The sequence below is a fragment of the Micromonospora sp. NPDC049903 genome, assembly GCF_044460945.1.
Taxonomy (GTDB): Bacteria; Actinomycetota; Actinomycetes; order Mycobacteriales; family Micromonosporaceae; genus Micromonospora.
Genome location: NZ_JBITKL010000034.1, coordinates 1 through 13,217, shown reverse-complemented (window position 1 = coordinate 13,217; position 13,217 = coordinate 1). Strand labels below are relative to the sequence as shown.

The 13,217-nt window shown below is 66.6% G+C and carries 9 protein-coding genes and 1 pseudogene; 4 read left to right on the top strand and 6 right to left on the bottom strand.

The window, feature by feature from the left end; genetic code table 11:
• Window positions 1-83: 83 nt before the first annotated feature.
• A complete protein-coding gene (locus ACIBO1_RS29515; RefSeq protein WP_396752128.1) occupies window positions 84-1,244 on the bottom strand; it encodes a hypothetical protein in 1,161 nt (386 codons plus the stop codon).
• A 407-nt stretch (window positions 1,245-1,651) separates the two neighbouring features.
• Between ACIBO1_RS29515 and ACIBO1_RS29510 the strand changes: the two genes are divergently transcribed.
• The gene (locus tag ACIBO1_RS29510; RefSeq protein WP_396752125.1) at window positions 1,652-1,963 is read left to right on the top strand and encodes a hypothetical protein; all 312 of its coding nucleotides are present in this window, start codon (window positions 1,652-1,654) and stop codon (window positions 1,961-1,963) included.
• A 184-nt stretch (window positions 1,964-2,147) separates the two neighbouring features.
• On the top strand, window positions 2,148-3,011 hold the full coding sequence (locus ACIBO1_RS29505; protein WP_396752124.1) for a tyrosine-type recombinase/integrase: 864 nt from the start codon (window positions 2,148-2,150) through the stop codon (window positions 3,009-3,011).
• A gap of 102 nt (window positions 3,012-3,113) precedes the next feature.
• Here ACIBO1_RS29505 and ACIBO1_RS29500 read toward each other — a convergent pair whose 3' ends face one another.
• Window positions 3,114-3,722 carry a helix-turn-helix transcriptional regulator gene (locus ACIBO1_RS29500; protein ID WP_396752122.1) on the bottom strand — a complete coding sequence of 203 codons (609 nt, stop codon included), beginning with the start codon at window positions 3,720-3,722 and terminating at the stop codon, window positions 3,114-3,116.
• A gap of 70 nt (window positions 3,723-3,792) precedes the next feature.
• On the opposite strand from ACIBO1_RS29500, the gene ACIBO1_RS29495 reads away from it, so the two are divergent.
• Both ACIBO1_RS29495 and ACIBO1_RS29490 read left to right on the top strand, forming a co-directional pair.
• Window positions 3,793-6,588 (top strand): FtsX-like permease family protein, encoded by a 2,796-nt coding sequence (locus tag ACIBO1_RS29495; protein WP_396752120.1) that lies wholly within the window; start codon window positions 3,793-3,795, stop codon window positions 6,586-6,588.
• A 3-nt stretch (window positions 6,589-6,591) separates the two neighbouring features.
• Window positions 6,592-7,341 carry an ABC transporter ATP-binding protein gene (locus ACIBO1_RS29490; protein ID WP_396752117.1) on the top strand — a complete coding sequence of 250 codons (750 nt, stop codon included), beginning with the start codon at window positions 6,592-6,594 and terminating at the stop codon, window positions 7,339-7,341.
• A 254-nt stretch (window positions 7,342-7,595) separates the two neighbouring features.
• Here ACIBO1_RS29490 and ACIBO1_RS29485 read toward each other — a convergent pair whose 3' ends face one another.
• The 4 genes and pseudogenes from ACIBO1_RS29485 to ACIBO1_RS29470 form a co-directional block, all read right to left on the bottom strand.
• On the bottom strand, window positions 7,596-9,068 hold the full coding sequence (locus ACIBO1_RS29485; protein WP_396752115.1) for a hypothetical protein: 1,473 nt from the start codon (window positions 9,066-9,068) through the stop codon (window positions 7,596-7,598).
• A gap of 576 nt (window positions 9,069-9,644) precedes the next feature.
• The gene (locus tag ACIBO1_RS29480; RefSeq protein ID WP_396752113.1) at window positions 9,645-10,796 is read right to left on the bottom strand and encodes an IS110 family transposase; all 1,152 of its coding nucleotides are present in this window, start codon (window positions 10,794-10,796) and stop codon (window positions 9,645-9,647) included.
• Window positions 10,797-11,022: 226 nt separating this feature from the next.
• Window positions 11,023-11,803 (bottom strand): annotated as a pseudogene (locus ACIBO1_RS29475) (transposase family protein).
• A gap of 317 nt (window positions 11,804-12,120) precedes the next feature.
• The coding region (locus tag ACIBO1_RS29470; protein ID WP_396752111.1) for a PH domain-containing protein at window positions 12,121-13,217 on the bottom strand (1,097 nt) is incomplete at its 5' end.

Below are 13,217 nucleotides of genomic sequence, written 5' to 3'. Positions count from 1 at the left end.
CCTCGGAGCAGACAAGAGCGCCAACGCTCGGGTCGCGACTGCGGCAGATGTCATGTGTCAGGAAGGCCGGCTCATCATCTGCGTTACCGCCTGCGCTTTCTCTTGCGGCGGCCAGCTTGGACAATACCGGGGGATGAATCCGGGGTATGTTGCACGGGAACGTCAGGCGTAGACGTTAAAGTCGACGTCTCCGCAGAGAAACCCGGAGTGGAGCCCCTGATTTTGTCGCTAGCCAGAAGGGGTGCTCCCGTTGCAATTAAAAGCGTGGCAAGATGGCCGTAGACCGCGTCGATGACCGCTGTCGTGTAACTCTCCTCGGTAAGAATTAACGCGAGGAACGCCACTGCCGCCACGATCGAGAAGAGTCCTGCGACTCCGACATAGGGCCACAGCGGCACCGTAATAGGCATGCCAAGCAGCCACTCGAGAGAGACCTCTGAGAAGGAAGCGTTCGACCAGTCCGCCGCGAGTGGGGCCGGCATTGTTGCAGCGGTCATTGAGTAGATAAGTGCATATGTCGCGGTCGTGGTTCCGGCGAGCAGCGAGAGCACTCGCAGTGCAGCGCGGCGCCGGAATTCGCTTGTAGCTCGTAAACGCAGTTCGTCGAGCGTCGCCGCGAAATGGTGTCCCTGGAATCCCCTGCGCAGGAAAGGTTCGATGGCCTCGGCGGGTGGACGATGCTCGGTCGAGCGGACGCGGCTTTTCAGGATCCTTTGGCTTACCTCAACTGCCCTGTCTGCATCTGCGACCAGTGCCGATCCTGCCCGTTCGAATATGGGTTCAAGCGGGATTCGTCGCAACCTCAACAATACCATGAACAGTAATGGCAGAACGGCGATGCCGCCGAGAAGGAAGATCCTCTCCTGCGACGCAGCCGCAAACCGCCATGGGTCCTCGGTAAACAGAGGAGCAAGCACGAGGGCGAGCGCTGCCGGAATGAACGCAGGCACCCGCAGCGCAAGTATGGCGGCGCGCACTGAAGCGCGTAGGGCGACTATCGACAGAATTGGAGCGACGCAAATTAAGAGCAGGGCAATCGGGCCCATGTTCGCGCTAGCATGGACAGCGGAAGCGCCCCAGATTAGCACGGTTACGCTTAACGTCACACGCGGTCGAAGGATGCGAAGAATCTGCAACATGAGCAGGAGGAGAAAAAACGCCGCAATCGAAAGAACTGCAATGAAGAGGTTGATGTGGAAAGTGACCATTATCCAGACGATCAACCCTCCAATGGCGGAGCTCATCGCGGTCCCAGACAGCAGACGTCCCGCATTTGTCCCGTCGTCAGGTTCGCCAGGGCATACCGACCCAAATTTCAGACTGTGCAGCGCGCGAATCGCCAGCGCTCTCGGTTTCACCTCGACACGTTTTCGATGGTGTAACCGTCGTAGCTCATCTGTGTTTTTGGGCTCGCGGGAGTAAAAACTGAGATCCGCCAAAAGTCGCAACCCCTCGAGTTCAACTGGGAGTACCTACACGATAAGCCCGTGTGAACCGGGAAGGCTCCTCCAGACGGCGCGGCCGTCTGCCCTATGGGTCCCTCTCCCTCCGAGGCCCAGCGGCGATGCACGCTCATGCCGCCGACTGCGCACGCTGGTAGCCCTGCTTCGAGTTGCTTGGCCTCTGCCGTCTGCCTGGGAGATCGTGTCGTATGGCCGGTGTCGTCGAGATTCACGTTCCGTTGGTACCCAGTCCGGGTCTTGACCCGGGCGTCGATGCGTTTCCCTGGATCGACCAGGTCGAGGACTTCCTGGTCGACCTGGAAGACGAAGGTGCGGTCGAGGTACATGATGACGGCGAGGAACTCGGCGACGTGTATGTCTTCTACATCGCCGGAGAGACCGAGGCCAGCTTGCTGACCGCCGCGTCACGGGTAGCAACTCTCGACGGTGTGCCGAACGGCGTTTTCGCCATCATCAACGGTGACGGAACCGAGCGACGGATCGACCTCCCGGTCGTCTGAAGTTCTGGCTCCACCCGCCGCACCTGCGCCCGCTTCCCGGGAGAACGATAAGGTACCGCGGAGCCAGCCAACCTGATCTGCCGCTCGGGGTGGACTGGTGTTCATCACCGGTGGTGACGCACGGTGATGTATGGCTACCTCTCCTGCTTCCGCGTCTCCTGTGGTACCGGCCGATCAACTCGTTGTGCGCGCCGCGGTGTCGGCCTTCCTGGGCCGTTACCGCGGCCAGACCCGCGTGCACACCGAGTCCGACCTACGTGTCTTCCTGCGCTGGTGCGCCGACCACGAACTGGACCCGCTGGCTACGACGCGGGTGGACATCGAGCGGTACGTGCGATGGCTGCAAGACATCCGCCGGCACCAGCCCTCGACCGTCTCCCGTCGGCTGTCCGTCGTGGTCGGCTTCTACCGGGTCTGCGTCATCGACGCCATCCGGGAGCACTCACCGGCCGACTACGTCCGCCGACCCACCGTGCCAGCCGAATCACCGACCCTCGGACTCGGGCACCTACAGTTCGAAGCCCTGATCACCACCGCCCGCAACTCCTCGAACCCGAACGACTTCGCCCTGGTCGCGCTCCTGGGCCTGCTCGGGCTGCGGATCTTCGAAACCTGCGGGTCGAACATCACCGACCTCGGCGAGGAACACGGCCACCGGGTCCTACGCGTACGCGGTAAAGGCGGCAAGGTCGTCCTCGTCCCACTACCGCCAGCGGTGGCCCGAGCCATCGACCGGGCCGTCGACGACCGCAACGCCGGGCCGATCCTGCGCAACATCCATGGTGGGCGGATGGACCGGCACGCCGCCACCCGCCGACTCAAACACCTCGCCCACGCCGCAGGGATCCGGATGCCGAGGATGCACCCGCACATGCTGCGCCACACGTTCGTGACTACCATGCTCGACGCCGGCGTCAGCCTCCGCGACGTGCAGATCGCCGCCCGCCACGCCGACCCCCGAACCACCATGCGCTACGACCGAGCCCGCAAGAACCTCGACCGCCACCCCAACTACATCCTCGCCGCCTACATGGCCTCCGGAACATGATTAGCCACTCACGGCTTTGCCGATGAGAGCGAGCACTTGTCGGGCTTCGGGCCATCATCAGCGCGGTGGGCGTCCATCGCTGTGCGGTGCGGGTTCCGGTGGTCAGCCCGCGCGCCGTCGTGGTTCTGCAGTGTTGGCCGGTGTCTTGGTTTCCTCCTTGTGCGGCTCGGCGAGCTTGGCTAGGGATGCACCGCCATCGGTGAGTAGTGCTGCCTCGACGTCCTCGATGAAGGCGAGGTCGGCTTCGACGTGTCGGGTCGCGGCTGAGAGCAGCAGTCCGACCACCATGTCGGTGGCTTCGGTTTGCAGGCTTCCGAGGTTGCGCAGTTCGCGCAGCAGGTGGCCGCGCTGGTTGGTCAGTACGGTGCGTACGGCCTCGGGTGAGCCCGACCGGGCGGCGGCGATGATTTTGAGGAAGAAGTCGTCTCGGAAGCCTCCGGTGCGGGGGCTCGGCTCGGCTAGCCAGCGATCCAGTTCCGCGTACCCGTTCTTGGTGATCTCGTAGACGACGCGGTCGGGCTTGACTGGTTGCGCCTGGCGTTCGGCGACCACCAGTCCGTCTCGGGAGAGGCGGTCGAGGATCTGGTACAGGTGGCCGATGTTCAGTGGACCCCACTGCGGGCCGACCGCGTTCTCGAATGAGGCCTTGAGTTCGTAGCCGTAGCTGGGTCCGCTGGCGAGCAGGGCCAGGACCGCGTGCTGGATTGCCATGTCTCCCCTTCCACCTCTTGCATTGTCACAATGTATCCCCCACAGTGGGTGCCAGCACAGGGGAGGCGCCTTGTTCAATGTCATCTGGCAACAGCTTCGTGGCCGTGCCGGGCGGTCGGTGGCACTGCTGCTCGGCGTACTGGTGGCCACGACCGGGTTCGTCGTGCTCACCGGCACCACCACCGCGTCCCGGTTGCAGGTGATCGGCACGGTGGAGCAGAACACCCGCGCGGCGTACGACATCCTGGTCCGCCCGGAGGGGGCTCGGACCCCGCTGGAGGCGGAGCGTCGCCTGGTCCGTCCCAACTACCTCTCGGGCTTGTTCGGTGGCATCACCAAGGAACAGTACGACCAGGTGAAAGCGCTGGCGGGGGTGGAGGTCGCGGCTCCGATCGCGATGCTCGGCCATACGACGTCGGTGGTGCAGACCCAGTTCGACCTGACCGACGCGATCGACCGCAGCGTCGACCGGCAGGTGATCCGGGTCGATCCGACCTACGTCGCGGAGCGGGGTTTGTCCACCTCCGCAGCCCACCCCAGGTACGTGTACCTCACCAAACGGCCGTTGATCTTCCCGGTGCTCGGGGACACGTTTGATTTCACTGCGCTGCCCTACTCCGACGGCCGCTCGTACAACGTCGAGCGCTGTGGCCCGGTGCCACTGGAGGTCCTGACAGGAGGACGCACCGAACCGGTGTGCGACCCCAGTTGGTACCCGGACGGGGAATTCGTTCCCATCAGCGAGCGTCAGGCCTGGTCGGTCGACGCAGCCCGGCTGCTGCCCGATGGCCGCTTCGAGTACGGCTCCGCCTGGGTCCCGCACCGATCCAGCGACCGGCTGGTGATGTCCCTACCACTCACCGTGCCGTATCTACTCGCCGCTGTGGATCCGGAGGCCGAGGACCAGTTGGTCGGGCTCACCGGCGCGCTCGTGGACGGGCGGCCGCTGAATGCCGACGACACCGTTAGCATGAGCCCGAACGGCTCGGCTCGGCTGTTCCCGGTGCTCGCCACCAGCCATCCGTACGTCGACGGTGCGATCCGCGCCAGCTACCACCGGCTCGCCGCACCGCCGCCGGTGACCGGGACGCCGCCCGAGCGGCTGAAGCGGGTGCTGAGCAAGGTTCCGGCTGTCCCCGCCGGCAACAGCGAACAAGACCTCGCAGCGGGTCACCGCGCCCAACTGGCCGAAGGACTGGGCGATACATGCTGCTTCGGCCAACTCCAGGTGGTGGTGCAGCCCGGACACACCGAGTACGACCAGCTTCCCGACGGCACGCTCCGGCCGCGCACGTTCGCACCGAACCTGGACGCCTACGGCGGCAAGCAGGAGTACAACTACGTACCCCTGCCTTGGCTCTCCGACGACCTCGCCTACCGGCCTCTGACCAGCCTGTCGTTGCTCCACGGCTCCGGACCGGTCCGCCAGTGGCAGGCGGTGGGTGTCTTCGACCCGGGGAAGCTGGCCGGTTTCAGCGAGCTGTCCCAGGTGCCGCTGGAGACATATGAACCACCGCTGGCCGAGGGCACCGATGAGAGCAGCCGCGAGGCACTCGGTCATCAGCCGCTGCTACCCAGTGGCAACCCGGCCGGGTACCTCTCCGCCCCGCCGCTGCTGCTGACCAACCTGGCCAGCGTGCCACAGCTGCTAGAAGGAGGCAGCAGCCCGCAGCGATCAGCGCCCATCAGTGCGATTAGGGTCCGGGTCGCCGACGTCGACGGTTACAGCGAACGGTCGGCCGAACGGGTCCGGCTGATCGCCGAGCAGATCGCCCGGGACACCGGCCTGGAAGTCGACATCACGCTGGGTTCCTCACCCGATCCGCAGACCGTCGAGGTGCCCGCTGGCTCGTTCGGCCGACCGCAACTCCGGCTGACCGAGAACTGGTCCGCGCTCGGCGTCGCCTCGACCATCGTGCAGGCGGTCGACCGTAAGAGCCTGCTGCTCTTCCTGCTGGTCCTGGTGGTCTGCACGCTGTTCCTCGGCAACGCCGTGTCCGCTGCGGTACGGGACCGACGGTCCGAACTGGCCGTGCTCGCCTGCCTCGGCTGGCCGGCACGGCGGATCACCCAACTGATCCTCGGAGAGGTGGCCGTACTCGGGCTGGCGGCCGGACTGCTCTCCCTCGCGCTCGCGCTGCCCATCTCCGCAGCCCTCGGCCTCGGCATCGGATGGCAGCGAGCCCTACTCGCCCTACCGGTGGCGCTGCTACTCGCACTCACGGCTGGCCTGCTACCCGCGCTGCGGGCCAGCCGCGCCCACCCCGCCGCCGCACTCGGGCCGCCGGTCACGACTGCCCGCTGGGTACGACGACCACGCACCTTGCTCGGCCTGGCCATGGTCAACCTCGTCCGCACCCCCGGCCGCACCCTGCTTGCGGCGAGTGCCCTCGCCATCGGGGTCGCCGCGCTGACCCTGGTGTCCGCCGGCGCGTACGCATTTCATGGTGCGATCGTCGGCAGCCTGCTCGGCGACACCATCTCGCTCAGCATCCGCGGACCCGACGCCGCAGCAGCAGCGGCCACCGTGCTGCTCGGTGCCGCCGCCGTCGCCGACGTGCTCTACCTCAACATCCGGGACCGGGCCCGCGAACTGGCCACCCTGCAGGCCATCGGCTGGACCGACACCCTACTCAGCCGCCTGATCACCTACGAGGGACTCCTCCTGGGGCTGCTCGGCGCCACCGCCGGTGCCGCACTCGGCCTGGCCGGCACCACCTGGCTGGTCGGCGAACTTCCGCAAACCCTCGTACTGGCCACCACCGTGGTGGCGGTGGTCGGCACAGCGGTCACCTGTCTCGCCGCGCTCATCCCCGCGCACCTCCTACGGCGGCTACCGACCGCTCAACTACTGGCCGAGGAGTAACCGATGCACGCCGTCAGCGGAGCCGAAATCCACATCACCGGCCTCGTCAAACACTTCCGGACCGGAACAGCACCACTCAAAGCCGTCAACGACGTGACACTGGAGATCACCGCCGGGTCGATGGTGGCCCTGACTGGACCCAGCGGTTCCGGAAAGTCCACTCTGCTGCACCTGATCGGTGCGATCGAACAGGCCGACGCCGGCACCATCCGGATCGACGATCTGAAGATCACCACTCTACGGCGCGCTGCCCTCGCCACCTACCGGCGACAAGTGGGATTCGTCTTCCAACGCTTCCACCTGCTACCCGCGCTGACCGTGCTCGACAACGTCATCGCGCCGGTACTGCCCTACCGAACCCGCGGCGCCGACCACTCGACCCGGGCCCGCGAACTACTCGCCGACGTCGGACTCACCGGCCGGGAACGCGCCCTCCCGGCCCAACTCTCCGGCGGCCAGCAACAACGAGTAGCGATCGCCCGAGCCCTGATGGCCAAACCCCGACTCCTCCTCGCCGACGAACCCACCGGCAACCTGGACTCCACCACCGGAAACCAGATCCTCGCCCTACTGCAACGCCTCAGAGCCGAACACCAGATGACCATCATCCTCGCCACCCACGACCAACGCATCGCCGCCCGCTGCGACCGACTCCTCCGACTCACCGACGGCCAGATCGTCGACGACCTAGACCTCACCAACGGCGAAGACCCCACCGACACCCTCAGCCGAGCCAACCGACTACGGCTCTGACCCCCACCACAGCAACCACCGGCCAATCCCAGCATCCGCTTCTGCCGCAAGTCGCGCGTGGTCTGGCCGAGCGGCCGGAATCTGCCCGGTGAGGAACCAGCGTGCTGCCGAAGCGGTCCAGGTGTGGGCCTGACGTCACGCTGCCGCCATCGAGTATCCATCGGCGGCGATTTCCTCGTGCAGTCCCCCAACGCACACTGGCAGATCCGCCAGCCCAGGGTCGGTCGCTGACCATTGTGAGGCGGGGAGCGCACTCATGTGTCGGGGCGGGTATCCGCCAGCCACGTGGTGAGCATCCGGCTGGTGTCCTCGCCGAGTGCCAACACCGCTTGTGCCGCCAATACGGCGAGCTCGTCGTGCTGGGCGGCGGTGACCGACAACTGCGGCCGAGGGGTGCGGCGCCAGGTGGTTCGTGCGCCGTCGCGGGCGAGGCAGGTCACGTCGGCCTTGCCACGTTCAGCCAGACGTGGGTCCGGGTCGAGGGTGAGCATCAGGGCAGCACGCAACTGGACGTCGACGCCCTGGCCACACAGGAGGCGGTAGCCGGCCCGACGCAACTCCACCCGGCCATCCGCCAGCAGCTCCCACGGCAAGCCCCGCGGCAGGGCACCGGTCAAGGGCCGCAGCGCGGCGGTCACCTCCCGGACCACCGCCGGCGACGGATCCCACAGCAGCGGAAGCATCTCCTGCACGACAACTGCATCGAGCAGGCGCAGGCCCCGTACCGCCTGGGCGCGGACCTTGGCTTGCGGATAACTCAGCAGCGGACGCAGCAGCGGGGTATCCGCTGCCGAGCCGGCCTCGGCAAGCCCAACGATCACACCCAGCGCCGGCTCTCCGGCGCTGACCGCAGTCCGGTAATGCGCCCGGGCGTCGATGCCGATCCGACGCGCCGCGTCCCGCGCTACCGCCCGGACCAGCGGCGCATCATCGTCCAGGTACGCGGCAACCTGACTGTCCTGACCAACCCGCACCAGCCCGGTCAACGCCACCACCCGTACCTCAGCCCGAACCGACCGGGCCAGACGATGCAGAACGTCATGCCGGCGGGTCCAGACCGCCTCACGACAGGCCGCCTCAGCTGCCCGGACCCGAATCCCCACATCCGCATCAGTCTCGGCGCAGGCCACGTAGTCGGGCAGACGCAGCCAGCCCTGAGCCACGACAACGTCGAACACGAACCGCCGCTGCCTGCGGCAACCCGATCCCAGCAGCCCGCGCCACACCTCCGCCGGGCTCGACAGCAACGCCGCCTGTACCTGGATGACGGCGAAGCCACCACGCAGCCGCGCGTCGAGGCGCAACGCCATCGGCAGCACCGCCGGCAGGTAACGACCTGGATCATCGGCGAGCAACAACGCCAGCCCGGCCCGCGCCCGGTCCCGGACCGGCTTGACCCAATCACCGGCACGCAGCACCAGGAACGGCATCACCTCCGGGCACGGCCGACCGACCATCGCCGCGACCGCGCGTTCCCGGATCCGCCCGTCCCCAAGCATGCTCGCCAGCGCCATCGCGACAGGCCCCGACGACGCGACCGAAAAACGCGCCCCGACCCGCCACAACGCGGACTCCTGGTACGGGCCACACCACGGCGCCCGCCGCGCGTGCCGGTCCAACCGGACCACCACCCCCGCAGCGCCAGCCACCAACATCAACGCCGACCCCGCCACCACCTCATCACCGGCAGCATCGACCTCGAACAGAACCTCGACCAGATGGTCCAACGCCTCCCACCGACCCGCAGCGGCACCGTCGACCGCGACCCGCACCGCCCCGAGAGGCCCACCCTCCCCCACCGACGACCGCTGAACCCCGCTGCCCCGTCTCCCCCAGATCACCCCGACATCCTGCCCGAGCCAACACATCCGATCGAACTCGATCCGGCCCGATCATCGACCCCACAGACGGCTTCGCTGCTTCCACCCGCCGCACCCGGCCGCTGAGGCACCCGCTATCGCCCCAGCACCATCCCCGCGCGCCCTACCGGCCTCTCGGCACCTCGCGACTGCGACGACGCGTGCAACGTTGGGGTTCGAGTCGCCTCGAAGGTCAACACCCCGAAATCGAGCTTGACCAGGCGTGTTGGCATCGGGTGTGTGTCGGGATCGACACAGACCGATACCCAGCGCGGGATGCGGCTTATCGGCGCGATTCCGCTCGGCTGATCAGGCCGCCTTGACGGGTCCCGAGCCAGGCCGTCGGGGCCCGTCATTGCGCGTCAGCCGGACGCGTCTCCACGACCTGACGTGGTGCGCGCTCATGGCTCCCCTCTGTGTCAAGACACCGCCGGGAGGAGAGCTCTATCCTGGGTGGCGGCGGGTCCGGGGAGTGGACTTCTCCGAAGAGCCGGCTTGGGGATGCGAGTCGGTCGCGCTGGAGCCAGTTGCCGTTCCCCGGTGTCCTCCCGGGCTCGCCGCCGTGGCCACCGCGTCGTTGATCATGCTGCGGTAGACGATGTCGGACAGGCGTCGTTTCAGCGCACGCATGGCCTCCATCGATGTCTTGCCGCCGGCTTTCTTCCGGTCGAAGTAGGTGCGTCCTTCGGTGGGGTTGCGGAGCTGGACGGTGGCCATGATGTGCAGTACCCGGTTGATCTGCCGGTTCCCGGCGCGGGAGAGCCGGTGGCGTACCTGCTCGCCGGAGGACGCGTCGATGGGGGCGGTGCCGTTCCAGGAGGCGAAGTGGGCCCGGTTCGGGAACCGGGTGATGTCGCCGACCTCGACCAGCAGCCGGGCGGCGCCGGAGGGTCCGATGCCGTGCAGGTTCATCAGCGTGGTGCCGGTGGAGGCGACCAGTTCCTTGAGTTCCTTGTCGGCTTCCTTGGAGCGTCGGTAGATCCGCTCGAGGTCGGCGATCAGCTCCGCGGCGACCCGCCGTCGGGCCTTTCCGACGGCGTCTCGGGGCCGGACGGTGGCCAGCAGGGCCTTGGCTTGGGCGGCGGACAGGCTCTTCTTCGCTCCACCGGGGATCAGTTCCAGCAGCAGTTGGTGCAGCTGGGAGACCATCCGGGTGTGGTCGACGCCGAGGGAACGGCGCCGGTCGACCAGAATCCGCAGCAGGGCCAGCTGCTCGTCGTTGACCACCGGGCGAAGCCCGGCCATGCGGGTGCCGACCAGCGCGATGGAGTGGGCGTCGGTGGCATCGGTCTTACGGCCCTGCCCGGTGGCGAACACCCGCGCCCGGGCGGACAGCTTCGGTGGCACGTCGACGACCTGCTCGCCGTCGGCCAGGAGCCGGTTGGCGATGTGCCGGCCTATCCCTTGGCAGCCCTCGATCGCCCAGACCCGGTTCGGCCACCGGCTGGCGTACTTGCGCATCGCCGTGTAGCCGTCGCGGTCGGTGTCGAACCGGCCGCCACCGACGATCGTCTCGTCGCGGGCCATGACCTCGATCGTGGCCGAGCGCTTGTGCGGGTCCATCCCGATGACCACACGATCCGGCGTGATGCTCAACAGGTCCTCCGATGCTCGATCTACCTGGTTCATCGAGCCGGGAGGGCAACGCTACTTCGAGCCGAGCAAACCCCTCTTGAGCCTCTCCCCGCCCTGGGGCGACGCCCGGGCCGCGCAGGCCAAATGAGAGCCACACGACCAGCGTGGGCAGCCGAAATGAGAGCGACAACCCGGGCGCCTCGACCGAAGCCTGGCCGGGCCACGGTCGCAGCTCAATGAGCGTTTTTCATCCTGGGTAGATCGGGTTTTCGACGTGGTGCAGGACGAGGATCGCCTGCACGATCGCGGTCGTTCGGGATGGGCTGCAGTGCAGCTTGGTCAGGACTTTCCACGTTTTCAGGGTGGCGACAGCGCGTTCGCCGTGGGCGCGGATGCGGGCGTGGGTCTTGTTCACGGCCTTCTGTCGGCGTGACAGGGTCGGGCGGTAGCGATGGCGCTTGAACGGTGTGCGGACTGAACCGCCGGCTCCTTGGTACGCCTTGTCCGCGAAGGTCATCACGTTCGCGCCGGTCACCGTGGCGACGATGTCGTGGGTGCGGGCGGCGGTCAGGTCGTGTGTCGAGCCGGGCAGCGCGGCCGACGTCCAGACGAGGCGTCCGGCCGGGTCGGCGATGACCTGCACGTTCATCCCATGCCGTCGGTGTTTCCCGGAGTAGTACGGCTTCTGGTCGTACACGCGGTCGATCGGTATCAGGGTGCCGTCGAGGATCGCGTAGGCCAGCCGTCGGATCCTGTTCATCGCCTGGTGCAGGTCGTCGGCGGTCGCGGCGAGCAGGGTGATCTTCGTGGTCATAGCGCCAGGCGGTGGCCACTCCAATGGCGAACCCGGCGGCCAGGCGGGCAAGGGTGTCGCCGTTGCGGAGATGGGCCAGCACGAGCAGGGCTTGGCGGCCGGGGTCGAGGCGGCGCCACCGGGATCGGCGCTGGTGGCGATGGGTACGGATCAGGTCGGCGACGTGGTTCAAGGATCGAGTGGACAACGGGATCGAGGCAGGGTAAGACAGCAACGAGGCTCCCGGGAGGGGCATCTTTCTTGGTCGATTGCTTGTCTTACCGGGAGCCTCACCTCACCCGGCTACCGGCCCCTTCGCGCCACTGACCTGCACCACCAGGTTGGAAAAGGCTCAATGAAACAAGTAGCCGAGATGAGTACGCTGAACATGAACATTGACACCGGGCCCGGCCAGTCGAATCGTCGATTCTTCTGGGTGGGGATTTGGCATTGTGATGACCAAAGAATGTGATCGATAGTCAGCCGGTATTCGCGAAGCGGGTTCGTGAGTGGTGCTATCAGATCCCGCAGCTGCCTACCGGCGACATCAGGTCATGTTCGGTCCCTGCCCGCGGCAGCATTGCGTGTGGCATCGCGTAGTGCGATGAAGACATCGAGCGGTCGGCTGACTTGGGGGATCCAACTGCGGTCCTCCGGCCAGAATAGCCACGTCGAGTAGTTCAGGATCCGTCCGAGGACGGAGGTTTCACGAGTTGCTTGCAGATGCTCTCGGCGCTTGTCTAGAAAGACTTCCCCGACGTTGAGGGCTAGATCGATTGGCCCCTGGTAGGCGACGCATCCCATGATAGAACTGACGGGCGTCTCGTGGATCCGTTGGGTTAAGAGGCCTCTTCGGTGAACCAGGCGTCGATCAGTCAAGATATAAATCTCACCGTAATGATCGGCAATCCTGAATGCGCTCCATAGGGCGAAGAGCGCCCAAATGAGCGTCTCGACCCCGCCGACGTCCACATCGATCAAGATCGTCGTAGCGATGGCGACCACGAGGCCTAACAAGATCGGTATCAGGCTGGGGGCTGGGTGCCGCCGAAACTCTCGGATCACGGTCTCTCCGGGCCGTGCAAACGGGGCCGGAACAGCTGGCATCTCTACCGGGAAGCGAATGTTTTCCAGTTCCGGGATGTCGTCGGCGATCGGCTTTCCGCTGGGCCAGGAAAATGATTCGGCGTGCTCTCGCAGATAGCGGCGGGCCCGGCCGAATCCCAACGGCAGCCGTAGAGTGGCCGCGGCGATGAGACGTCCGTTCGGGAGATGTCCCGCCGCGCGTCCACGCTCGTCGACAACGATTCGCGCAGCGCGCGTGGCCACTGCCGGCAGGTCTGGCCGCTCATCCTGGAGGACGAAGACAGCCTCGTCGGTGAACCGACGGGTGAGGTCACCATCGGCCTCCACCCCGGCGGCCGCAGCGCGGGTATCTACCCGTCGGCCGAGCGGTGCCAGCAGGCGAACGAGGCGGGGATGAAGTCGCTGTTGAACCCAGTCCACGAGGCCGGTCGACCGCAGCACCTGCTCGATCGGGCTCTGCTCTCCGGCTAGTACTCCAACGTCACTTGGCCTGTCTGCGCTGGTAGTGGGATCGGCGGGCTCGGGCTTGGGATGTTCGTCGCCAGATTGACCAGTGCAGGGTG

What these genes read in the sequence shown, in the direction of transcription:
- ACIBO1_RS29515 (WP_396752128.1), bottom strand. Translation starts at nt 1,244, where the DNA reads ATGAGCTCCGCCATTGGAGGGTTGATCGTCTGGATAATGGTCACTTTC.
- ACIBO1_RS29510 (WP_396752125.1), top strand. Translation starts at nt 1,652, where the DNA reads ATGGCCGGTGTCGTCGAGATTCACGTTCCGTTGGTACCCAGTCCGGGT.
- ACIBO1_RS29500 (WP_396752122.1), bottom strand. Translation starts at nt 3,722, where the DNA reads ATGGCAATCCAGCACGCGGTCCTGGCCCTGCTCGCCAGCGGACCCAGC.
- ACIBO1_RS29490 (WP_396752117.1), top strand. Translation starts at nt 6,592, where the DNA reads ATGCACGCCGTCAGCGGAGCCGAAATCCACATCACCGGCCTCGTCAAA.